The 23,123-nt window shown below is 28.6% G+C and carries 23 protein-coding genes; 16 read left to right on the top strand and 7 right to left on the bottom strand.

Going from position 1 to position 23,123, the window contains the following annotated elements:
* The first annotated feature begins 122 nt into the window (after window positions 1-122).
* A complete protein-coding gene (locus IQC44_RS00670) occupies window positions 123-689 on the top strand; it encodes a hypothetical protein (RefSeq protein WP_198304269.1) in 567 nt (188 codons plus the stop codon).
* Between the two features lie 61 nt (window positions 690-750).
* Window positions 751-4,224 (top strand): methionine synthase, encoded by a 3,474-nt coding sequence (metH, locus tag IQC44_RS00665; RefSeq protein ID WP_198304268.1) that lies wholly within the window; start codon window positions 751-753, stop codon window positions 4,222-4,224.
* Between the two features lie 34 nt (window positions 4,225-4,258).
* On the opposite strand, the gene IQC44_RS00660 is transcribed toward metH, so the two are convergent.
* From IQC44_RS00660 to purM, 3 genes are all read right to left on the bottom strand, one after another.
* On the bottom strand, window positions 4,259-4,669 hold the full coding sequence (locus tag IQC44_RS00660) for a DoxX family protein (RefSeq protein ID WP_198304267.1): 411 nt from the start codon (window positions 4,667-4,669) through the stop codon (window positions 4,259-4,261).
* 70 nt (window positions 4,670-4,739) lie between these two features.
* Entirely contained in the window at window positions 4,740-7,286 is a 2,547-nt protein-coding gene (locus IQC44_RS00655) for an ABC transporter substrate-binding protein (RefSeq protein ID WP_198304266.1), read from the bottom strand.
* 106 nt (window positions 7,287-7,392) lie between these two features.
* Window positions 7,393-8,388: a phosphoribosylformylglycinamidine cyclo-ligase gene (gene purM / locus IQC44_RS00650; protein WP_198304265.1), complete on the bottom strand. Its 996-nt coding sequence runs from the start codon at window positions 8,386-8,388 to the stop codon at window positions 7,393-7,395.
* A gap of 159 nt (window positions 8,389-8,547) precedes the next feature.
* Between purM and coaE the strand changes: the two genes are divergently transcribed.
* The 13 genes from coaE to IQC44_RS00585 all read left to right on the top strand — a co-directional run bounded on the left by coaE (window position 8,548) and on the right by IQC44_RS00585 (window position 18,161).
* The gene (gene coaE / locus IQC44_RS00645; protein ID WP_198304264.1) at window positions 8,548-9,138 is read left to right on the top strand and encodes a dephospho-CoA kinase; all 591 of its coding nucleotides are present in this window, start codon (window positions 8,548-8,550) and stop codon (window positions 9,136-9,138) included.
* A 30-nt stretch (window positions 9,139-9,168) separates the two neighbouring features.
* Window positions 9,169-9,969 carry a glucosaminidase domain-containing protein gene (locus IQC44_RS00640; protein ID WP_198304263.1) on the top strand — a complete coding sequence of 267 codons (801 nt, stop codon included), beginning with the start codon at window positions 9,169-9,171 and terminating at the stop codon, window positions 9,967-9,969.
* A 171-nt stretch (window positions 9,970-10,140) separates the two neighbouring features.
* On the top strand, window positions 10,141-11,334 hold the full coding sequence (gene yedE, locus IQC44_RS00635) for a selenium metabolism membrane protein YedE/FdhT (protein WP_198304262.1): 1,194 nt from the start codon (window positions 10,141-10,143) through the stop codon (window positions 11,332-11,334).
* Window positions 11,335-11,343: 9 nt separating this feature from the next.
* Window positions 11,344-11,595, top strand: coding sequence for a sulfurtransferase-like selenium metabolism protein YedF (gene yedF / locus IQC44_RS00630; protein WP_198304261.1), 252 nt, complete (start codon window positions 11,344-11,346; stop codon window positions 11,593-11,595).
* 53 nt (window positions 11,596-11,648) lie between these two features.
* On the top strand, window positions 11,649-12,065 hold the full coding sequence (gene lysM / locus IQC44_RS00625) for a peptidoglycan-binding protein LysM (protein ID WP_198304260.1): 417 nt from the start codon (window positions 11,649-11,651) through the stop codon (window positions 12,063-12,065).
* An 86-nt stretch (window positions 12,066-12,151) separates the two neighbouring features.
* Window positions 12,152-12,400, top strand: a complete 249-nt coding sequence (locus IQC44_RS00620; RefSeq protein ID WP_198304259.1) for a hypothetical protein — start codon at window positions 12,152-12,154, stop codon at window positions 12,398-12,400.
* Window positions 12,400-12,681: a type II toxin-antitoxin system RelE/ParE family toxin gene (locus IQC44_RS00615; protein WP_198304258.1), complete on the top strand. Its 282-nt coding sequence runs from the start codon at window positions 12,400-12,402 to the stop codon at window positions 12,679-12,681. The genes IQC44_RS00620 and IQC44_RS00615 overlap by 1 nt, the downstream gene beginning before the upstream one ends.
* 82 nt (window positions 12,682-12,763) lie before the next feature.
* A complete protein-coding gene (locus IQC44_RS00610; protein ID WP_198304257.1) occupies window positions 12,764-13,585 on the top strand; it encodes an FAD-dependent thymidylate synthase in 822 nt (273 codons plus the stop codon).
* Window positions 13,582-14,193, top strand: coding sequence for a trimeric intracellular cation channel family protein (locus IQC44_RS00605; RefSeq protein WP_198304256.1), 612 nt, complete (start codon window positions 13,582-13,584; stop codon window positions 14,191-14,193). The genes IQC44_RS00610 and IQC44_RS00605 overlap by 4 nt, the downstream gene beginning before the upstream one ends.
* Window positions 14,194-14,199: 6 nt before the next feature.
* Window positions 14,200-15,402: an MFS transporter gene (locus IQC44_RS00600; protein WP_198304255.1), complete on the top strand. Its 1,203-nt coding sequence runs from the start codon at window positions 14,200-14,202 to the stop codon at window positions 15,400-15,402.
* A 43-nt stretch (window positions 15,403-15,445) separates the two neighbouring features.
* Window positions 15,446-16,486 carry a hypothetical protein gene (locus IQC44_RS00595; RefSeq protein WP_198304254.1) on the top strand — a complete coding sequence of 347 codons (1,041 nt, stop codon included), beginning with the start codon at window positions 15,446-15,448 and terminating at the stop codon, window positions 16,484-16,486.
* A complete protein-coding gene (locus IQC44_RS00590; protein ID WP_198304253.1) occupies window positions 16,487-17,632 on the top strand; it encodes a hypothetical protein in 1,146 nt (381 codons plus the stop codon). It begins immediately after the preceding gene.
* A gap of 67 nt (window positions 17,633-17,699) precedes the next feature.
* The gene (locus tag IQC44_RS00585) at window positions 17,700-18,161 is read left to right on the top strand and encodes a hypothetical protein (protein WP_198304252.1); all 462 of its coding nucleotides are present in this window, start codon (window positions 17,700-17,702) and stop codon (window positions 18,159-18,161) included.
* 42 nt (window positions 18,162-18,203) lie between these two features.
* Here the strand turns inward: IQC44_RS00585 and IQC44_RS00580 are convergent, their stop codons facing one another.
* From IQC44_RS00580 to IQC44_RS00565, 4 genes are read right to left on the bottom strand one after another with little or no spacing between them, the layout of a single operon-like run.
* Window positions 18,204-19,187: a YhdH/YhfP family quinone oxidoreductase gene (locus IQC44_RS00580; RefSeq protein ID WP_198304251.1), complete on the bottom strand. Its 984-nt coding sequence runs from the start codon at window positions 19,185-19,187 to the stop codon at window positions 18,204-18,206.
* A 3-nt stretch (window positions 19,188-19,190) separates the two neighbouring features.
* Complete coding sequence (locus IQC44_RS00575; RefSeq protein WP_198304357.1) at window positions 19,191-20,090, bottom strand: NAD(P)H-dependent glycerol-3-phosphate dehydrogenase; 900 nt, start codon at window positions 20,088-20,090, stop codon at window positions 19,191-19,193.
* Window positions 20,090-21,526, bottom strand: coding sequence for an Asp-tRNA(Asn)/Glu-tRNA(Gln) amidotransferase subunit GatB (gatB, locus tag IQC44_RS00570; RefSeq protein WP_198304250.1), 1,437 nt, complete (start codon window positions 21,524-21,526; stop codon window positions 20,090-20,092). The genes IQC44_RS00575 and gatB overlap by 1 nt, the downstream gene beginning before the upstream one ends.
* A gap of 12 nt (window positions 21,527-21,538) precedes the next feature.
* On the bottom strand, window positions 21,539-22,360 hold the full coding sequence (locus tag IQC44_RS00565; protein ID WP_198304249.1) for a peptidylprolyl isomerase: 822 nt from the start codon (window positions 22,358-22,360) through the stop codon (window positions 21,539-21,541).
* An 86-nt stretch (window positions 22,361-22,446) separates the two neighbouring features.
* Here IQC44_RS00565 and IQC44_RS00560 point away from each other — a divergent pair, with 86 nt between their 5' ends.
* The gene (locus IQC44_RS00560; protein WP_198304248.1) at window positions 22,447-23,115 is read left to right on the top strand and encodes a hypothetical protein; all 669 of its coding nucleotides are present in this window, start codon (window positions 22,447-22,449) and stop codon (window positions 23,113-23,115) included.
* Window positions 23,116-23,123: the final 8 nt, after the last annotated feature.

Genomic DNA, 23,123 nt, shown 5'->3' with positions numbered 1-23,123 from the left:
ATTATTTCCTATAATAAATTTTTGCAAATATTCTAGCCAAAAGATAATTAAACTATTGATTGTAATGAGTGAATTTAAGAGAAAAATATGTATTATAAATAATTAAATTTTAGGAAAATAATATGAAAAAGAGTATTTTTATGTTGGTTTTTATTCTACTTTTTTCTGCTTGTGCAAGAAATCAAAGTCCTATAAATAAAGAAGTTGTAAAAGAGATAGAAGTACAAAAAACAGATATTGTAAAAGATGAATTAATCCCTAGTATTAAAGAGATAATTAATTTAATAGCTAGTGGAAACCTTGATATTTTAAATTCAAAATTTGTAAATATTAAATATGGAATTTATGAATTTTATAAAGATGATGAAAATCAAAATATAGTTTCAAAACATATTTTAAAACTTGAAGAATTAGATGATTATGTAGCAAGTTTTGAACCTCTTGAAGAGTCTATATCTTTTAATTGCAATAGCCAAAGCGATAGTGATTATGGTTGGAGTAAAGATGGAGTTTTTTTCAATAAAATTGAAGATACAGTTGTTATTGAAAGTATAAAAAATAATCAAAATCTAAATAGTGACTTATATGAGTTAATAATTACTAATAATATTATCTTTACTTTGGCAAAGATTGAAAATAATTGGTATATTGTTGCAGTAGATAGAGTAAAAACAGATTGTTATAATTGAAATTTAAATATAATAGATACTTATTCAAAAAAGAAGAAATAAATATAAATAAGAAGATAAAATGAAAGAAAAAATTGAAAATTTAATTAAGCAAAAAGTCCTAATAATAGATGGAGCTATGGGAACACAGCTTCAAGAAAGAGATATTGAAAGTAAATTTTGGCAGTATGAAGGCAAAGATTTAGAAGGGTGTAATGAGCTTTTAAATCTTACAGCTCCACATATTTTGGAAGAGATTTATGAAAACTATGCAGCTGCTGGTGCAAACTTTATAAGCACAAACACTTTTGGAAGTATGCCTTGGGTACTTGATGAATACGGTATTGGGCATTTAAGTTATGAGTTATCAAAACTTGCAGCCATTCAAGCAAAAAAATCAATAGAAAAATACCATACAGTTGATGACCCAAAATTTGTTCTAGCATCTGTTGGACCTGGAACAAAGCTTCCATCACTTGGGCATATTACTTATGATGCTATGTATGAGGGATATAAAACAATGGCAAGTGGATTAGCAGATGGTGGAACAGATGTTTTTTTACTTGAAACTTGTCAAGATCCACTTCAAATAAAAGCGACACTTCACGCACTAAATGATGCGGCACCTCAAATTCCAATTATGGTATCTGTTACAATTGAGTTAAATGGAACTATGCTAATAGGAACTGATGCACAAACAATTGCAGCTATTTTAAAACCATTTAATATTTTATCTTTAGGGTTTAACTGTGGAACTGGACCACTTCAAGTAGCAAAACATGTAAAAAGTCTTAGTGAAGTTTCAAGATTTCCAATTTCTGTTCATGCAAATGCGGGGCTTCCACAAAATAGAGGTGGAAAAAGCTTTTATCCAATGGGGCCAGAAGAGTTTACAAAACTTCAAACAGGATTTTTAGAGATTAATGGAGTTGCATTTTTAGGTGGTTGTTGTGGTACAACACCTGAGCATATTAGACAGCTAAAAGAGGGTGTAAAAAATATTGTCCCAAAAGAACCAAATGGATTTTTAAAAGCATCGTTGGCTAGTTTGTTTAATATTGTTCCATTAAAGCAAGAACCTGCACCACTTTTAATAGGGGAGAGAAGTAATGCAACAGGAAGTAAAGCTTTTAGAGAGCTACTTAAGGCAAATGATTATGAAGGAACACTAAGTGTTGGACAACAGCAAGTTAGGGCTGGAGCTCATGTAATTGATGTAAGTGTGGGATTTGCTGGGCGAGATGAAACAGGAGATATGGATAAAGTTGTATCACTTTATTCACAAAAAATATCACTTCCACTAATGCCTGACTCTACTCAAATAAAAGCACTAGAAGCTGCACTAAAACAAATTGGTGGAAGATGTATAATAAACTCTGTAAACCTTGAAGACGGTGAAGAAAAATTTGATGCAGTTTGTAAGTTGGCTAAGAAATTTGGGGCAGCTTTAGTTTGTTTGGTTATTGATGAAGTTGGAATGGCAAAAACTAAAGAGATGAAATTAGAAGTTGCTGAAAGAATTTTTGATTTATGTGTAAATAGACACGGCTTTGATCCTGCTGATTTGGTTTTTGATATGCTTACATTTACTATTGGAAGTGGTGATGATGAGTATAGGAATGCTGGAATTGATACTATGGAAGCTATACGAGAGTTTCAAATAAGACATCCTGAGGCTGGGACTACTTTAGGGTTATCAAATATCTCTTTTGGGCTTGATGCAAATGCTAGAGTTTATCTGAACTCAATCTATCTTGACCACTGTGTACAAGCAGGACTTACAAGTGCAATTGTAAATGTAAAACATATAATTCCACTAAATAAAATAAGCGATGAAGATAGAAAAGTTTGTGATGATCTGATTTTCAATAATCAAGAAGATGGTGACCCACTTTTTAAATTTATTGAGCACTTCTCAAATTTAGAAGATCAAGATGAACAAAGTGATGAAGAGTATGCTAAACTTGAACCAATAGATAAGGTAAAAAAACTTTTACTTGATGGTGATAAAGAGCGAATGCTTCCACTTGTAATGGAGTTAAAAGATACCATTCCACCAGAAACTATTGTAAATGAGTGGCTAATTGATGGGATGAAAGTAATTGGAGAGCTTTTTGGAAGTGGTCAAATGCAACTTCCTTTTGTTCTTCAAAGTGCTGAAACTATGAAAGCAACTGTTGATAGCTTAAACCCATTTTTACCAAAACAAGAAAAATCAAGTGAAACAACAATGGTAATTGGTACAGTAAAAGGCGATGTTCACGATGTTGGTAAAAACTTAGTTGATATTATTTTAAGTAATAATGGATTTAAAATAGTAAATCTTGGAATAAAAGTTGATTTATCACAATTTTTAGAAGCTGCAAAAGAGCATAATGCAGATGCTATTGGAATGAGTGGATTGCTTGTAAAAAGTACAGCTGTTATGAAAGAGAACCTTGAAGAGATGCAAAAACTAGGACTAAAAATCCCTGTGATGCTTGGAGGTGCAGCTTTAACTAAAAACTTTGTTGATGAGTATTGTAGAACAATTTATGACGGACCAATATTTTATTGTAGAGATGCTTTTGATGGTGTAATTGCAATGCAAAGAATAGAAGCAGGAGATAGCTATAACACAAAACTAGCAGCTGATTTAATAGAAAAAATTGAAGTTGCCAAAAAAGAGGATGAGGAAGAGATAATTATTCCTCCTTATGAAGAGATTTCTATGCCAGAACGAGAGTTTATAGTTCCACCATATTGGGATAGAGTTACAAAAACAGGTGAGCAACTTGATAAAGAGCTAATATTTTCTTGGTTAAATCATAGAGTTTTATTTAGACAAAGATGGGGTTATAAAAGAGGAAAACAGACTCCAGAAGCATTTATGAAGTATGAAAAAGAGGTAGTTGAGCCACTTTATTATAGTTTAAAAGATGAATTAATAGATAAAAAAATTCACGATCCAATTGCAATTTATAGCTATTTTCCTTGTATTTCACACGATAATAAACTATATATCTTTGATAAGAAATATGGCTTTAACAATCTTGAAGAGGCAAAACAAGTTCCACCTTTAAGCGAAGCTATAAAAGTGATGGAGTTTCCTAGACAAAGAAGAAAACCTTTTAGATGTATTGCCGATTTTTTTGCTAGTGATAGACTTGATGTTGTTGCATTTACACTTGCAAGTACAGGACATAAAATCACTGATTTTGAAAGAGATTTCTATGATAAAGGCGAGTTTTCAAAATATTATCAAGTTCACGGACTTGGAGTTGAATTAGCTGAAGCATTAGCTGAAGTTTTACACAAACAAATAAGACTTGATTGGAATATTGTTCCAAAAGAGGGACATAAATTAAGTGATGTTCAGATGAAACAGTATGTTGGTTGTAGATACTCTCCTGGATATGCTGCTTGTCCAGAGTTGTCACAAAATAGAGATATTTTTGATTTACTTAATCCTGAAGAGTTTGGAATTGTGCTTAGTGAAACTTTCCAAATGCATCCAGAACAGACAACTTGTGCAATAATTATTCACAACAAAGAAGCAAATTATTATAATGTTTAAAAAAGATGAGGTTTAAAACCCCTTCTTTTTAAATCTATTTTTTTAAGCTATATTTTCCAGAACCAATAAACATAATAGATATTGCACCTAAAAGATAAATTAAAGCTAATTCAATAACAAGACCACCAGTTTTTCCTAAAGCAAAAAGTTCATTGCTATGAGCTAAATATATAGCCCCTATCATAGTAAGAGATACAAATAAAGCAGAAACTCTTGTATAAAGACCTAAAACAATCATAAGAGGAAATAAAACTTCTCCTAAATATACTCCATAAGCTAAAAACTCAGGAAAACCAGCTTTTACAGTTAAAGCTTTTATTCCACCTATGCCATTTACTATTTTTGCCCAACCATGAAATAGCATAAGACCACCAATAGTTAATCTCAAAATTAGTTTTCCAATATCTGCACTTAAATAAGATAATTTATGTTCAATATAGTTCATATTTATTCCTTTAAATATTTTTTTGGATTTTAGCTATTTTTGTGTTAAGTACTAATTAGTAGTAAAATATCTATTTAGTTAGGTTTGAGATTTTTATTTTAAAAGATGCTCCAATATATTTATTGTTGTTATATTCAAACTCTTTATTTGAAACTGAAATTTCACCTTTTAGATGAGTATCTACAAGTAGTTTAGACATATAAAGACCTATTCCAGTACCTTGTGATTTGTGTTTTGTAGTAAAATATGGTTCAAAAATTCTATCAATAATTTTGCTATTAATTCCTAAGGCATTATCATATATCTCAATTAAAATATTGTCTGATTCTTTTTTAATATCAATAAAAATATATCTATTTTCCAGATTTTTATTCTCTTTTAGTGCATCTTTTGCATTTGCAAAAATATTCATTAAAACTTGGATTATCTCATTTTCAAGAGAAGCAAATTCAAAATCCTCTATATTTTGTACAACTTTTATATTATGAGAAATAAAAGATGGATTAAGTATATCTAAAACCCTTTTTACTATATCAATAGAGTGAATATTTGATATAAATTTATTTTGGTCTAAAAAGCTTCTGAAATCTTCTATTGTATTTGTAAGGTAAGAAATAGATGTTTTTATATGATTTATTGAATCATAAAAATCTTTATCTTCAAGAACATTCATAGATTTTTTCAGCTCTATACCAGAAGCACAAACACTTATAGTTGATAGTGGTTGTCGCCATTGATGTGCTATATTCTCAAGCATTTCACCCATTGCTGCCATTTTTGATTGTTGCATTAGAATTTTATTTTTTTCTTCATTTTGCATTATTTCATAAGCAACTCTTTCTTCCAAATTTTTATTTATTTTTTTTAGTAAGATTGTTCTATAAATAATAGCAAAAATTATAAATAAAACTACCAATAAAATAGAAAGTTTCAAAATAAAATCATAATTTATACTATTTTGATAATTTATAGATAGCCATTTATTGAAAAATAGTTGTCTTTGTTGCTCACTTATAGAGTTTAGAGATTTATCTAAAATTGAAGTTAAAATCTGATTGTCAATATTTGTTGCCATATATAATTTTAGTTGTTCATCAATTTTACCAGATACTTTTATCTCTCCTAAAAAATGGTTTTGTATTTCATATCCAATAACTGCAAGAGAATCAATAGCTGCGAAAACTTCATGATTTTTAACAGCTTCTAGTGCATGGTGAAGACTTGGATATTCAATAACAGTCAAATTTTTATATTTTTCCTTTATTATTTTACTTGTTGCAAAATCTTTTACTACAGCAATTTTCTCATTTTTTAGGTTATTTATATTTTCAATAAATGGTTTTGTAATATCTGTTGCAATAACAAAAGGAAAATCTATAAATGGGCTTGTAAAATTTAAAAGTTCTTCTCTATTTTTTTTACTTGCAATTGTTGTTAGAATATCGCACTCTTTATTTATTGTTTTATTTAGGCTTTCATGCCAAGATGATGTTGGAATAAATTTAAAATCAACATTTAGATTTTTTGACATATATTGAATATACTCTTCTAAAACTCCAATATGTTTTCCATCTTTAATAGATTCAAAAGGCATTAAATCATGGTGAGAACAGTATTTAATACTCTCTTTTTGTTTTAAATAGTTTATTTCATCTTTCGATAGATAAATATCAAAATTATCACTATGATTAAAAATAAACTCATTTAAATCTATATCATTCTTTATAAGTCCCATAACTTTATATGTATTAATAATTAAGTTTATCTTCTCTTTTGATAAAGTTCCTATTCTTCCATGTTCATCAAATACCAGTTTTTTCATCTCCATAGCTTCAAAAAGTAGGGCATCTATGCTTTTATTTTGAGAATTATATTTATTGTAAATAATATCTACACTTTCTGGAATATTATCAAATGCCCATTTCCAACCACGAATAGTTGCATTGTAAAAATCCTTTACAAGTTTTGGATCATCTTTTATTAATGAACTATTTGAAAAAATAATCTCTTCATAAAAATCAAATCCATAATCTTTTGGATAAAAAATCTTACTTTCATAACCTTTTTCTTTAAGAATAAAAGGTTCATTTGTAGTATAAGATAGCATTAAATCTGTATTTTTATTTATTAAATCATCTACATTAAAAGAGTGAGGAATTATTTTTATAGAGTTTATATTTACATTTTGGCTTACAAGCATTGCTTTAAAAGTTGCAAATTCTAGCTGTTCACCTGTAATCATAAGTTTTCTATCTTTAAAATCTTGAATTGAGTTTATATTTGAATCTTTTAGTGCAAGAAGCATTAAAGGAGAAGTTTGGAAAACTGCACCTAAAATTGAAATATCTTTATTATTTGATTTATCAATTATCAAAGAGCTAGAGCTTATACCAAAATCTGCTCTTCCTTCAATAACTTCATTTAATACATTTGTTTTATCTGAAAATTTTTTTAATTCAACATCAAGTCCAAGTTCTTCATAAAAACCTTTCTCTTTTGCTATATAAAATCCAGCAAATTGGAATTGGTCAAGCCACATAAGTTGAATAGAAGTTTTTTTTAGTTCTTTTGAAAATAGAGAAGAGATAAATAGTAGTATTAAAAATAATTTTTTCATTTCCCTTTCTCATATATTTAGATATTTTAAATAATTATATCAAAGGAAGATAAAAATATTATAATAATTTAATTCTTTTTTTAAAATTTAGAGAGTCTTGTAGAGTTTATATAAACTCTACTTCTTTTTTACCCTCTTTTAATTCACCAATTACATAACCATCAGTGTTTGCTAAAATATCATCTACATTTGCAGGATTTACTACTAAAATCATTCCTACTCCCATATTAAATGTTCTATACATCTCTTCAAGTTCTACATGTTTACTCATAAATTCAAATATTGGAAGAACTTTTATTTTACTTCTATTTACAACTGCTGTTAAATTTTCTGGTAGTACTCTAGGAAGATTTTCAGTAATTCCACCTCCAGTAATATGTGCTAGAGCATTGATTTTATCTTTGTTTGCTTTGAACTCTTTTACATAAATTCTTGTAGGTTCAAGCAAAACATCTTTTAATTTTTTTCCTTGGAAATCATCCTCTAAACTCATTCCTAATTTTTCTAAAAGCAGTTTTCGCACCAAACTAAATCCATTTGAGTGAACTCCTGAACTAGGAAGTGCTATTAAAACATCTCCAGAGCTTACTTTTGAAACACGATCAAGTTCATCTTTTTCAGCAATTCCTACACAAAAACCAGCTAAATCAAAATCTCCCTCTTTATACATTCCTGGCATTTCAGCTGTTTCACCACCAATTAATGCACACTCACTTCTAATACAACCCTCAGCTATTCCTTTAACCACTTGTGTAGCTTCATCAACTTCTAGTTTTGCTGTTGCATAATAATCTAGGAAAAATAGTGGCTCTCCAAAGTTACAAAGTAAATCATTTGTACACATAGCAACTAAGTCAATTCCAACTGTATCAAACTTTTTTGCATCAATTGCTAGTTTTAATTTTGTTCCAACACCATCTGTTCCTGCTAAAATAACTGGTTTTTTATATCCAGCTGGAAGTTCAAAAGCACCTGCAAAAGATCCAATTCCACCTAAAACACCTGGAATAACTGTAGATTTTACATAAGGTTTGATATTTTCAACAAATTGATTTCCTGCATCTATATCAACTCCTGCATCTTTGTAACTAACTGTTGCCATTTTTTACCTTTAAATATTTTATTTTAATAATTTTTATACATTATAGCAAATCATTTATAAATATTTTAATAGCTTTTTAAAAGCCCTACAAATCGTATATTTAGGATAAATTTTATCCACTTTAATTTTAATTTGCTATTTTTATGCTACAATAATTCGATGAATAACAATTTATTTAAAAATGCAATCGTACTAACTGGTGGAATTTCTACTGGAAAAAGTACTGTTTGTAATCTACTAAAACTACATGGTTTTCTTATAATAGATGCCGATAATATTGCACATAAGTTGCTAGATGAAAATGCTTTAGAAATAGAGCGGTTGTTTGGTAAGCAATATGTGGAAAATGGCAAGGTTTTAAGAAAAGAGTTGGGAAAAATAATTTTTTCCAATGAAGATAATAAGCTTAAATTAGAAGCTCTACTTCATCCACTTATAAAAGAGGAAATTATTAAAGAGGCACAAATTTGCGAAGAGCAAAATAAACCTTATTTCATAGATATTCCACTATTTTTTGAAAAAATGCACTATCCAATTGATAAATCTATTGTTGTATATACACCAAAAGATTTGCAATTACAAAGGTTACAAAAAAGAGATAATATAAGTGAAGAAGAAGCACTTTTAAAAATAAGCAATCAAATGGACATAGAGAAGAAAAAAGAGTTATCAACATATATAATAGATAATTCGTATGATTTAAAACACCTCCAAAATGAGGTAGAAATGATAATAAAAGGAATAGTATGAAATCACAAAAAGAGACCACAAAAGGCTAATATGCAGTTTTTAACAATTTTATTAAAAAATTCAAAAAAACTTCTTCTTAGTCTATTTATATCAGGAGGTATGCACTTTGCCTGTGCAAAAGGTTTACCAGCAGAGTTTTACTCAATAAAAGATAATGATTTAGCAAAATCTTACTTTTTAGAGCATTTATATGAACTTATCGAACAAGAAAATATAGCTATATTAAAAGAGAGAGAGTTCGTAATAGATGTTTTAAATAATAGATTTTTAGAACTTCAAAAAGATAGCCAACTTTTAGAACGATTAGTAGAAATTAAACAAAAATATCAAATAAATAATATTTATTCACTTGAAGAGTATTTAAAGAAAATAGATGTTATTCCGCCATCATTGGCTCTTGCTCAAGCTGCTGTTGAGAGTGCTTGGGGAAAAAGTAGATTTATAAAAGAGGCAAATAATATTTTTGGTCACTGGACTTATGAAAAAGAGATAGGAATAGTTCCAAAAAAAAGAGCATTAGGTGCTTCACATTTTATTAGAATTTTTGACTCTTTGGAAGCTTCAATCAAAGCTTACATGCTAAATCTAAATAGGAATGTGGCTTATAAATCTTTCCAAGAGCAAAGATATATAAAAAAAGAGGAAAATATGCAAATTTCTGGTTTGGATTTATCTAAAACTATGATAAATTATTCTGGAATTGCAAATAAATATCTTGATATTTTAAAAAGTGTTATATTAGGAAATAATCTTCAAGAGTTTGACTATAGATATTTTAGCAGAAATGAAGAGCTAAATAAAACGAGTTTAGTTCTAACTGCTGCTTTATAAAACTACAATTTTATATAAAATAGTAAAATTTTCTTTACTATTTTATATTTTCTTAATCTTAATTTGTTAATATTTCCGCTTCTTAATTAGGTTTACGGTGTAAACAGACAATTGAACTACAATTACTATTCAAAAGTCAAATCAACTATTTTTATTTTTCAAAGGTTATTTATGGAGTTTTTAGCAAACTTTAAAAAAACTCTTTCAAGATTTTGGTCACCAATTCCAGCTGTTATTGCTTTGGGAATTTTAAGTGCCTACTATTTTGGAATTACGGGAACATATTGGGCAGTTACAGGTGAATTTACAAGATGGGGTGGACATTTTTTACAACTTTTTGGAGTTGATGTATCATCTTGGGGATATTACAAACTTATGAAGATAGATGGAAATCTCTTTACTAGAATTGATGGTGTTATGATTATTGGTATGTTTGCAGGGGCAATTGCTGCTGCTTTTTGGGGAAATAATGTAAAGTTTAGACTTCCAGTAAACAAAACTAGAGTTTATCAAGCACTTATTGGTGGAATTATTGCTGGATTTGGGGCAAGACTTGGAATGGGTTGTAATCTAGCAAGTTTCTTTACAGGTATTCCACAGTTTTCTTTTCATGCTTGGGTATTTACAGCATTTATGATGGTTGGAGTATATTTTGGAGTAAAAGTTGCTATGAGTCCATTTTTCCAGTCAAAAATAAAAATGCAAAAAGTATCTTGTGCAAAACCTTTAGAGCATAGCGAAAAAAAAGTTAAAAATCTTTTCACATTTGGAACAGTAATTGCACTTTTTATTATCGTTTATGCACTATATTTAATCTTTGTTGCAAATAGTCCAAAACTAGGAATGGCAGTATTCTTTGGAGCTGCTTTTGGATTAATTATTGCAAAAGCACAAGTTTGTTTTACATCTGCATTTAGAGATATTTTTACAACTGGAAGAAGTGAGTTAGCAATTGCAATTATTATTGGTATGGCTGTTGCAACTTTAGGTGTATTTACATATTTGGGCATGGGAGCAACTCCTAAGATATTCTGGACTGGACCAAATGTTGTTATTGGTGGAATTTTATTTGGTTTTGGAATAGTTCTTGCTGGTGGTTGTGAGTGTGGTTGGATGTATAGAGCTGTTGAAGGACAGGTGCATTTTTGGATAGTTGGAGTTGGAAATATTATTGGAGCTACACTTTTAGCTGTTGTTTGGGATGATATAGCAGAGCCACTTGCAACATCTTGGCCAAAAATAAATCTACTTGAGAGCTTTGGATCTTATGGTGGATTGGTTGTAAATTATGGACTATTACTAGCATTTTTTATACTAATTTTAGTTTTAGAGAAAAAATATTTAAGAAAATCAAGAAATAGATAAGGAAAAAATATGGCAAATTTTGAAGAGAACAAAAATATAGTTCCAGATTATAGAATAGATATGCAAGGAGAACCTTGTCCATATCCTGCAATAAATACTCTTGAAGCTATGAAAGAGCTAAAAGATGGTGAGATACTTGAAGTTATTAGCGATTGTCCACAAAGTATAAATAATATTCCAGTAGATGCAAAAAATCATGGATATAAACTACTTTTAGTAGATAGTGATGGACCAACTATTAGATATATAATTCAAAAGTAGTTTTATTTATATGCATTTTGCTATAATTTACTAAATTATTTTAAGGAGAAGATATGGGTTTACTATCATTTGCAATTGATGCAGGAAAAAAACTTTTAGGTTTAGGAAATGATGAGCAAAATGTAAAAAATGAGATTTTGGAGAGCAGTTCTACTATGCCAATTGAAAATCTTGAGGTAAAAGTTGAAGGTGATAAAATTATTTTAAGTGGTGATGCAAGTCCTGAAGATAAAGCAAAAGCTGCTTTAATTGCTGGAAATATCAAAGGTGTTAAAGAGGTTGTTTTTGAAGGAACACAAGAAGATGACCAATATTATGAGATTAAAGCTGGAGATAATCTATCTAAAATTTCAAAAGAGTTTTATGGAAATCCAAATCACTACACAAAAATCTTTGAAGCAAACAAAGAAGTTATCAAAGATATGAATTTAATCTACCCTGGTCAAAAAATCAGAATTCCAAAATTATAATAAAAAGCAAGATTTACTCTTGTTTTTATTTTGGTTGCATTTAATAAATAAACTATATAATATTAAAAAATATTTAGGAGTTAATTTTGCATTCAATTAAATTAAACATTCCTGACAATTTATATCCAAAATTGATAAATAGTAAAATCGATATTCAACTACAATTTGAAGAGTTTTTAAATGATTTATTAGATGATGGTTATCCTTCAATATCTACAAATGAAGCAAAACAAAGAGTTTCAGAAGCTGTAAAAAAATATAAAAGTGGTAAATTAGAAACTATTCCTTATGAAGAAGGAATGGACAAAATTGATAATTGGCTTAAAACAATTTAATGTTTAATATAGAAAAAAATATTACATTTAATGATAATCTTTTTTCAATTATTAAATATATAGCAAAGAATTCTCCAGAAAATGCAAAAAACTTTAAAAATAAATTGGATAAAAGAATAAGAAATATTCCAAATATGCCTTTTAAAGCAAGAAAATCTTTCTATTTTGAAGATGAAAATGTGAGGGATTTAATTTTTAAAGGTTACACAATTCCATATTATATAGATATAAATAAAAATCTTATAATTTTAATAGATATTTTTAAATGGCAAAATAGATAGTTTTTAAACTTATTTTTGCTTTAACTATAAATTCTGTATAATCACGACTATTTAACAAAATTTTTTCATAAAAGGTATATAAATGATAGAACTAATAAATGCAAAACAAAATATTTTTGGAGATAATATAGCTTTTGTGGAGAATTGGGATTTTTCTCGTGCAAATTTAAATGAAGAGAATAGAATAAGAGCTATTACTCAAGTAGCATCAATTTGCTACCAAAATCCAAAAGCACTTGGAAGTGAAAGTTTATACAACCGTTTAATGGCTGAAAGTATGGGACTTCCTAGTTCATCTTTTGAGTTTGTTCCTGTAATTCTAGATTATGAAAACCCAAAACATCAAGAGATTTTAAAGCTAGAGTATTCAAACTCTAAAAAGTTTGGAGAGCAAATTGATGATAGATATTTGCTTACAAATTATAGAGCTTTGGTTTATGATTATGAAAACTTAAAAGATGAGTTTAGTTTTGATATACGAACAATTTTTAATAGTGAAAATGAGTGCAAGATAATAAAAGATTATTTCAAAGTATTTTTATTTAAAGTTGATTTTCCAACAAGAAGCCAAATGGTGCGACATAGAGTAAGTTGGCAAGAGTTAAGTAGAAGATATGTAAGTGCAAAAAGAGTTCCTTTTGAGTTTTATGTAAGCGAAAAATTACAAGAAAATGAAAAAGTACAAGAGCTTATAAAACAGAGTGAAGATTTATATTTTGAACTTCTTGAAGCTGGTGTTAAACCACAAGAAGCAAGAAGAGTAATCCCACAAATGGGATATACACAAATTTGGGCAGCATTTATGCCAAAACAACTTGATAATTATTTTAAATTAAGGCTTGATACTCATGCCCAATGGGAGATAAGACAAACTGCACTTGCTATGCAAGAGCTTCTTAGATGAGTGCATTTGAGATTGCCGATATTATAGGGATTATTTCCTTTGCCTTAAGTGGATTTCTAATAGGAGTTCACTGTAAGTTGGATATTTTAGGAGTTTTTATCTCTGCTTTTTTAACTGCTTTTGGCGGTGGAATGATAAGAGATGTTTTAGCAGATAGAACTCCATATGTTTTTACTTCAAATCTTCCATTAAGTCTTGTAATTGCTACAGTTTTAATAGCAATATTATTTAAACTTCATAAAATCACAAATCTTGAAGGAAAATGGACTTTTATAGTTTCAGATGCTATTGGATTATCATCTTTTGCAATAACTGGTTCAATAATTGCAATAGAGAGTGGTTTAAACTTTTTAAGTGTGATAATGTTGGCATTTATAACAGCTGTTGGTGGTGGAACTATAAGAGATGTACTTATAAATCGTATGCCATTTATTCTAGTTTCAGAGTTTTATGCAACTGTTGCTTTAATAATTGGCTCTCTTGTCTATCTATTAGAGATGTTTGAACTTAGAAATCTGTTTTCACTTATAATTGTCTTTATTTTTGGAGTACTTTTAAGAGTTTTTGCCTACTATAAAAAATGGAATTTACCAACTTTATCTAAATAGTTTAAAATGACAAAAGAACAAAACAGAACTATTTGGGTTTTAATCCTAACTTCATCACTTATTTTAGCAATAACGATGGGTGTGCGGCAATCTTTGGGGCTTTTTGTTCACCCAATACACCACGATACTGCTCTTGATATAGTATCTATCTCTTTAGCTTTGGCTATAGGGCAACTTGTTTGGGGAGTAGTTCAGCCATTTTTTGGAGCAGTTGCAGATAAAAAAGGCTCTTTTGGAGTTTTAGTTTTTGGTGCATTGCTTATGTTTTTTGGTTTGATTTTAACTCCTTTTATTAGTTCAGAATTTGCACTTATTCTTACTTTTGGAATTTTAATCTCAGCTGGTTCTGGAGCTGGTAGTTTTTCTATTCTAATAGGTGCAACAGCAAAAAATCTTCCAAGTAGTAAACGCTCTTTTGCAGGTGGTTTTATAAATGCTGGTGGTTCTTTTGGGCAGTTTATTTTTGCACCTTTAGCACAAGCAGTTATAAATGGTTTTGGTTGGATTTACTCTATGTTTGTTCTTGCTTTTTCTACCTTGCTTACTATTCCTTTGGCAAAAATTTTAACAAATCAAGAGAAAAAAGAAAAAATACAAACACAAGAAGAAGATGAGGTAAAATTAAAAGAGCAGTTAACTATCTCTATGAAAGACAAAAGCTATATTTATTTGCATTTAGGATTTTTCACTTGTGGTTTTCATGTCGCTTTTTTGGTAACTCATTTACCTTATGAAATTGCTCTTTGTGGACATAGTGCAAATGTTTCAGCATACTCTTTATCTTTAATTGGGCTTTTTAATATCTTTGGAAGTTTGTATGCAGGATATTTAGGCACAAAATATCGTATGAAATATATTTTGGCATTTATCTATTTTTCAAGAGCTTTGATGATTATTGCTTATTTACTTGCACCTAAAACTGAATTAACTTTTTATATTTTCTCTATTGCTATTGGTTTTACTTGGTTGGCAACTGTTCCACCAACAGCTGGAATTGTAGGAAAACTTTTTGGTACAAAATATCTAGCAACTTTATTTGGGCTTACTTTATTGTCTCACCAAATTGGTGGTTTTTTTGGGGCATATTTGGGTGGATTATTTATAAATTCTTATGGAAATTTTGCTTTTATGTGGTATTTGGATATTGCTTTAGCTTTGTTTGCAGGTCTTATAAATCTTCCAATAAAAGAAGAAAAAATAAGAAATTAAAATATTTTCAAATATAATTAATAAATTTTTAAAAGGAACAATAATGCAAAATAGTTTAACAGTTGTAGAAAAAGAGTTAGTTGAAAAATCTTTTCAAGAAGTTAAAGATTTTAGAGAATTAGGTGAGAAAATTACTGCTCCAATTGATTCAATAGTTGATGAAACAGCAAAAATTATTGAAAATGACCCAATTATGGATGTTTCAAAAACATTAGAATCTATGAATAAAGAGATGAGCTTGGTTTATTCAGAGATTATAGACAATGATAGTGGAGTTATGAAGTTTTTTAAATCTCTTCCTGTTGTTGGAAATGTTGCAAAATATCTTGATGCGAAATGGGATGAACAAAGTTTTAATGTACAAACAATAAATGGAAAAATCACAACTATTTTTAGTGGATTTGACCAAGCTTATACATCTTTAAATACTTCAATAGATATGCAAGATAATTTTTTAGAAGGAATTGAGCAAAATTTAGGAAAAGTTATAGATTATAAAGAGTATTTAGATGTAAAACTTGTAGAGTTTAAACAAAATTTACAAGAAAATAAAGATGATGATAAAACTCAACTTTTTGTAAAAAGTATAGAGTTCTTTCAAACAAATTTAGTAGTTTTAATTGGAAATCTTGAAATGGCAAAAAAAAGACTTCTTGTAAGATTGGATTCTGCTAGAAAATTATCTTTATCTATGAATGCTTCAAAACCAATATTTAAAACACTTCTTTCAACTGCAATTATTGAAATTTCAGGACAAAAAGCAATAGATGCTTCAATGGCTACAATAGAAGCTATGAGTAAAACAATAGATAAAATGTCTTCAACTTTAACAGATGAAGCAATAAAAAGCAATAAAAAAGCAGAAGAACTGACTTCTAAACCTGTATTGTCTTTGAATACTTTTATAGAAAATGTTAGTAAATTAAAAAATCACTTTGAAGAGATTGAAGATTATAGAGCTCAAGTTGCTATTGAAGCTAAAAAACAACAAGAAGATTTTGATAATGCTAGAAAAAGTTTATCAAGTATCAAGCTTTTAAATAAGCAACAAAGTGCTGAATTAGAACAAATTTTGAATAAATAGATGAATACAAAAGATTATTTAAATTATGAAATAAGAGAAGAGATAGAAAAAAAGGGATTTAGTATTTATAACTATATCTCTTTAAAAGAGCTTCTTCTTGCAGTAAATAAGGATTATTTATCAGCTATTACAGCTTTAAATATTCCTTTTATGATTCTTTTTGTAGCCGTTGGATTTATCTCTTATGTATCAGAGAATTATGAATATTTTATCTATATGTTTAGCTCTATTTATAGCTTGATTTTTATATATTTAATATTTAAATTATCATATAGAACTTATAAATTTTCACAAATTACAAATATTCTTTATACAAAAAAAGGTTTGATAATAGGAGAAAAACTTTTCCACTATGAAAAAGATGAAAAGTTAAAAGTATTATTAAGTGATTATGAAAAATTATTTGATGAATATCTTTCAAAACCATCAAAATTATCAAAAAATATAACTCTTCTGAGAGCTAGATTAACAAAGAAATTAGCAGAAAATTACTCAACTTTATCAAAATCTAATGATGCAGATGGAAGAGTAGTTTTAGCTCTTTTTGCACTATTAACTATATATAGTATCTCTATTTTTATATTTTATTATTTGGGAATTGTTTTTGGTTTTGTACTATTTTTTATCTTCTCTTTTTTTATAAATTTATACTTTAAAATCAACAAATCAATAGAATTAAAAATAAAAGATGAAATGACAATGGTTGATGAGAAATTAAAAAAATTAGATGAAATATATATTTTATTAAATAAAGAGATAAACACTTTTCAAGATGGAGAAATCTCAAATTTATCAAATAAAATAGATAAAAATATGAATAATTTCTATGAAAATATCAATGTTATTTTATCTCATAAAGATGTTTTAAGAGAGATTATAAAAAACTCTATATACAAAGATTTTATAGATTTTGAGTATTTGGCTTTTTATATTAAAACACAGTTTAATAAGCCTTTAAGTGATGTTATAAAGCTTATGAGTGATTATAAATCAAAAGTTGATAATCAAATAGCTGAAATAGAAAATTATCTAAAAAATAGTAGTGAAAAAGAAAATTATCAAGTTAAACAAAAGTTAGTAAATCTTCAAACTATTCAAAAAAATATCTATGTGTATTTGGATAAATTAAATAATAGTTTGCAATAAATAATATTTTTTTACTTTTTGTTTACTTTTTAAAGATACAATCCACAAAAAATTTAAGGAAAAAAATATGATGAAAAAATTACTTTTAGCTACTTTTTTAGCTTTAGGATTAAATGCAGCTCCATTGGCTCTTGATAGTGTTGTTGAGAATATCAAAATCAAAGACCAAAATGAAGTTGAAAAAACAATAGATGCAAATGTAAAAACTATACTTTTTGCAAGTGATAAAAAAACAAGTGATTTATTAAGAGATTATCTTTTACCATTAAGTGAAAAAGAGAATGTTTTAGAGAAAAATTCTGCTGTTTATGTTGCAGATATTTCTGGAATGCCAAGTTTAATCTCTAAATTTATAGCACTTCCTAAAATGAAAAAATACCCTTTTTCAGTTCTACTTTTAGATGATACAAATAAAGATAACTTCACAAAAGAAGATGGAAAAATTATTGTTTATTCTTTAGAAGGTGGGAAAGTTTCTAAAATAGAGAAAATCTCTACAACTGAAGAGTTAGCAAATATTATCAAATAATATAAACTAGAAAACAAGGATTTTTAATCCTTGCTTCTAAAACTAAGAGATTTTAACTACATATCTTCCGCTAGATTCCCCATTTAAGAGTTTTGAATATATATCTTTTACTTCATCTAAACTTATCTCATTTACTATATCGTTAAGACAATTTATTTTCATAGAACCAGCTAGTTTATACCAAGCCTCTTGTTTTTTCTCCAATTTACACTCAACACTATCAATTCCAATAAGTCTAACACCTCTTAAGATAAAAGGATAAACATTTGTATTTAAAAGATAAGAAGATGTTAAACCACAACAAGTAGCAACTCCGTCATATTTTAACTGCTTTAAAGCTTGAGCCAAAACATCACCACCAACACTATCTATAACGGCATCATAATTTGTGCTTAAAAGAGGTTTTTGCGAATCTTTCATAAATTCATCAAGTAAGATAACTTCACTTGCTCCAATAGATTTTAAATACTCTTCTTTATTGCTTTTTGTTGTAATTGCTACTACATTAAAACCTAGTTTATTTAAAATCGCAATAGAAATAGAACCAACTCCACCACTAGAACCACTTACTAAAACAGAGCTATCTTCAGGATTTAATCCATTATTTAAAAGTTCTTGAACACTTAAAGCGGCTGTTAAGCCAGCTGTTCCATAGCTCATTATCTCTTTATCACTAATTGATTGTGGAGTAGAGATAATCCAAGAAGCAGGAACTTTTACAAATTCACAATGTCCCCCATTTGTATTCATTCCTAAATCATAACCAGTTACCACAACTCTTTGACCAATTTTAAATATTGGTGATTTTGATTCAGCTACAACTCCTGCAACATCAACACCAGTAATATGTGGAAAAACTCTTGTAACTCCACTATGACCAATAGAGCTTAGAGCATCTTTATAGTTTAGACTTGAATATGTAACTTTGATTAAAACTTCATTTTCTTTGCAAATAGGTTTAGGAAACTCTTTTACACTTGAGCTTATTTCACCATTTTCATTTTTTTCTACGACAAAAGCTCTCATTTTTTATCCTTTGCTTAGTAAATCTTTTAAACTATCTTTTGGATTTTTACCATTTAGTATTAAATTTACCTCTTTTGCAATAGGAGTATAAATCTCATATTTTTTTGATAATTTATCTATTGCATCTGCTGTTTTTACACCCTCAGCTACTTCTCCTAAGAGTTCTAAAATCTCTTCAAGGCTCTTATTTTCTGCAAGACCTAAACCAACTCTAAAATTTCTACTCATTGTTGAATTTGCAGTTAAAAAAAGATCTCCAGCACCGCTGAGTCCCAAAAATGTAGATTTTTTTGCTCCAAAATGTTTTCCAAATCTTTGCATCTCTACTAAACCTCTTGAAATCAAAGATGCTTGTGCATTTTTACCAAGTTTTAGCCCCTCACAAATTCCACTAGCTATTGCTAAAACATTTTTATAAGCACCTGCTATTTCAGCTCCAATAACATCTGAACTATAATAAGTTTTTATAAAATTTGGGAAAAAAGAGCTAAACTCTTCATAAATCTCTTTTGAGTGAGAGTTTATAACCAAAGCACAAGGAAGTGCTTGTATTACTTCAGCTGCAAATGAAGGACCAGAGATAAAACCAATATTTTCATTTGGTACAAAAGAGCTATAAATATCATTTAAAAATGCACCGCTAGAAGCTTCTATACCTTTAGAAGCAACTAAGATTTTTTGACCTTGAAAAACAAAATTTTTCTCTAACCAAGCTCTTATTTCTTGAGCGGGAATTGCAATTACCAAATATTCGCAATCAAGAGCAAAATCTAAATCAACAAAGTTCTTTATATTCTTTTTTGTTCTTGAAGAAATATAGCAATCTTGTTTAAAACTTAGTGCAAAATGGAGAGCTTGTCCCCATTTCCCTGCACCAATAACTGCAATTGCACCTTTTTTTATCAAGCTAATCTCTCTTTTATAAGTTCTCCAACTTTTTGAGGATTTGCACTTCCTTTAGATGCTTTCATAGTTTGTCCTACAAAAAAGGCAAACATTTTCTCTTTACCAGCTTTATATTCTGCTACTTTATCAGCATTTGCAGCTAAAATTTCATCAATAATAGCTAATAGTGCCCCATCATCACTTACTTGTTTAAGCCCTAGTTTTTCGATTGTTGCATCTACATCACTACAGTTATTTGCTATTAAATCATCTAAAACTTCTTTTGCAGCTTTTCCTGAAATTGTGCTATCTTCTATTCTTTTTACTAAAGTCGCCAAAGTCTTTGCACAAATTGGAGATTGTTCGATTGTAACACCCTCTTTTAATCTTCCTTGTAGCTCAACACTTAGCCAAGTTGTAGCATTTTTTGCACTTATTCCTTCACTCATCATCTCATCAAAATAGTTTGCCATTTCTAAAGATGAAGTAATAACAGAAGCATCATACTCTTTTAAACCATACTCTTTTACAAATCTAGCTTTTTTTTCATCTGGAAGTTCTGGAATTTTTGAGTATTCTTCTAGCATTTCATCACTTATGATTAAAGGAAGTAAATCAGGATCTGGAAAATATCTATAATCAGCGGCATCTTCCTTTCCTCTCATCGATCTTGTTTCTCCAGTACTTGTATCAAAAAGTCTTGTTTCTTGAACAATAGTCTCTTCATAAACTCCATCTTCCCAAGCTTCTATTTGTCTATTTACTTCATAAGCTATTGCTTTTTCGATAAATCTAAAAGAGTTCATATTTTTAATTTCACATCTTGTGTAAAATTTTGTATCACCTTTTGGTCTAATAGAAACATTCACATCACATCTAAAGCTTCCCTCTTGCATATTTGCGTCAGAAATACCAATATATCTTACAATTGAGTGAAGTTTTTTTAGATATAAAATAGCCTCTTCAGCACTTCTCATATCAGGTTCACTTACAATTTCTAAAAGTGGAGTTCCTGCTCTATTTAAATCAACTTGTGAGTGGTTACCACTATGGATATTTTTTCCTGCATCATTTTCTAAGTGGGCTCTTGTAACACCGATTTTTTTGCTCTCTCCATTTGGAAAATCAATAATTAACTCTCCAAGTCCTACAACAGGAGTGCTTAATTGCGATATTTGGTAACCAGTTGGTAAATCTGGATAGAAGTAATTCTTTCTATCAAAAACTGATACTTTATTTATCTTTGATTTTAGAGCAGTTCCTAGCATTATTGCTTTATGAACAGCCTCTTTATTTAAAACTGGAAGCCCACCTGGAAGTGCCAAACAAGTTGGACAAGTATTGCTATTTGCCTCTTCTCCAAAACTTGTTGCACAAGAGCAAAATAGTTTACTTTTTGTATTTAATTGTGCATGAACTTCTAACCCTATAACCGTTTCAAACATACTTGACATCTTTTTTATTCCTTATCTTAATACTTTTATATCTGCTGTTAATTTTTGTTTCTCAAAATGCTCTTTTAAGAAATCTTGCTCTCTCTTCATCATAATATCATTGAATATTTTTGCTTTTGCAGCTTCGAAAGATTGAGTTGTTGTTCCACTTCTTTTTACTACAAACATAGTTACAAAATTTTTATCTGCTGTAAAAATTGGAGTAAATGCTCCATCTTTTGTATTATTCAAAATATATTGAAATTGTGCAGGAAGATTTGAAGTATCCAAATTTAAAGAAGTTTTTGTAACTTCACTAGGATTTAACATAGGATTTTGAAGAACTTGATTTAAACTTGCTTTATTTTTTGAAATATATTGAATTACTTCAAAGTTTTTTGCACTTGTATATTTATTTTTATTTTTCTCATAATAAAGTTCCATATCTTCATCTGTTGCAACTGTTAATTGACCTTTTACAATTTGCTGAATTAATTTTTGTCTAGTTACAGCATTTTTTGCTTCATTTTCAAAAACTTCATAGTTTGGATACTCTTGTTTTACAATAGATTTAAATGTATAAATATCCATTCCATTTGCATTTGCCAGTTTTTCAATATGGTCATTTATTTCAAAAATATCTGCTGTTATATTGTTTTTTTCAACTTGTTGGTCATATAGAGCTTTGTCTATTAGGTAACTAACAGCTTCATTTTTTGAGATTTTATTTACACTCATTGTCTTTTCAATATCGTAAATCGTAATTGGCTCATCATTTACAAGAATTGCAATACCATTTGGAGCAGCACAAAGTAGGCTAGAACCAAGGAAAAGTGATAGTAAAAGTTTATTCATAGTAGTCCTTTCTTTACATAAAGATAATATTTTATCAAAAATAATATAAACTTAAGTATAATAAAAAAAATAAATAAAGGAAAAAAATGCCATATTTAGTTTCTTCTATAATAGCTCTTGTTGCTGCTATGATTGTTTTGATGACAAGATATGAAGCTGATGATAGTCAAATAACAGCTGAAATTGAAAGAGCAAAATCGCAATTTTTAGCTGTTGATAGTTTTGTAAATACTTATATTCAAAGTGGTGGGGATATGGGTATTGGAACGACTGGTGAAGCACATGAAAAGTTAAATTTTGCAACTCTTTACAAAAGTGGTATATTATTAGGAAATATAACTAAAACTGATATTTTAGAAGTAGCTTTAGATGATGTTAAATCAGCTGAAGATGAAACGGATAAAGCCAAGTTTTTTCAATCACAATTAAAATTCCCACAAAGTAATATTATTTGGCAGATAGTTCCAATTGTTGATTATAAAATTAATGATTATAAGGGAAAAGAGATAGATTTAGGTAAAAGTGTAGGAAGTGGTTATCAACTTTTTGTTGATTTTAATGGAAATTCATCTTTAAAAAGTAAAAATGCTTTTAGTGAAAACTTTTTTGGAAAAGAGATTTGTGAAAAGACTCTTTTTGGAAGTTTTATAAATAATGCAACAGCTATATCAATTACAGCAGCAACTTTAAATCAAATAAGCACAACAAGTGGAACAAATAAAGATGGAAAATTTGCTTGTGTAGTTTTTAAATAAAATTGGAA

Origin of the sequence: Arcobacter vandammei, from assembly GCF_016106035.1 — a bacterium.
GTDB lineage: Bacteria > Campylobacterota > Campylobacteria > Campylobacterales > Arcobacteraceae > Aliarcobacter > Aliarcobacter vandammei.
This window is presented reverse-complemented; position numbering and strand designations above follow the sequence as displayed.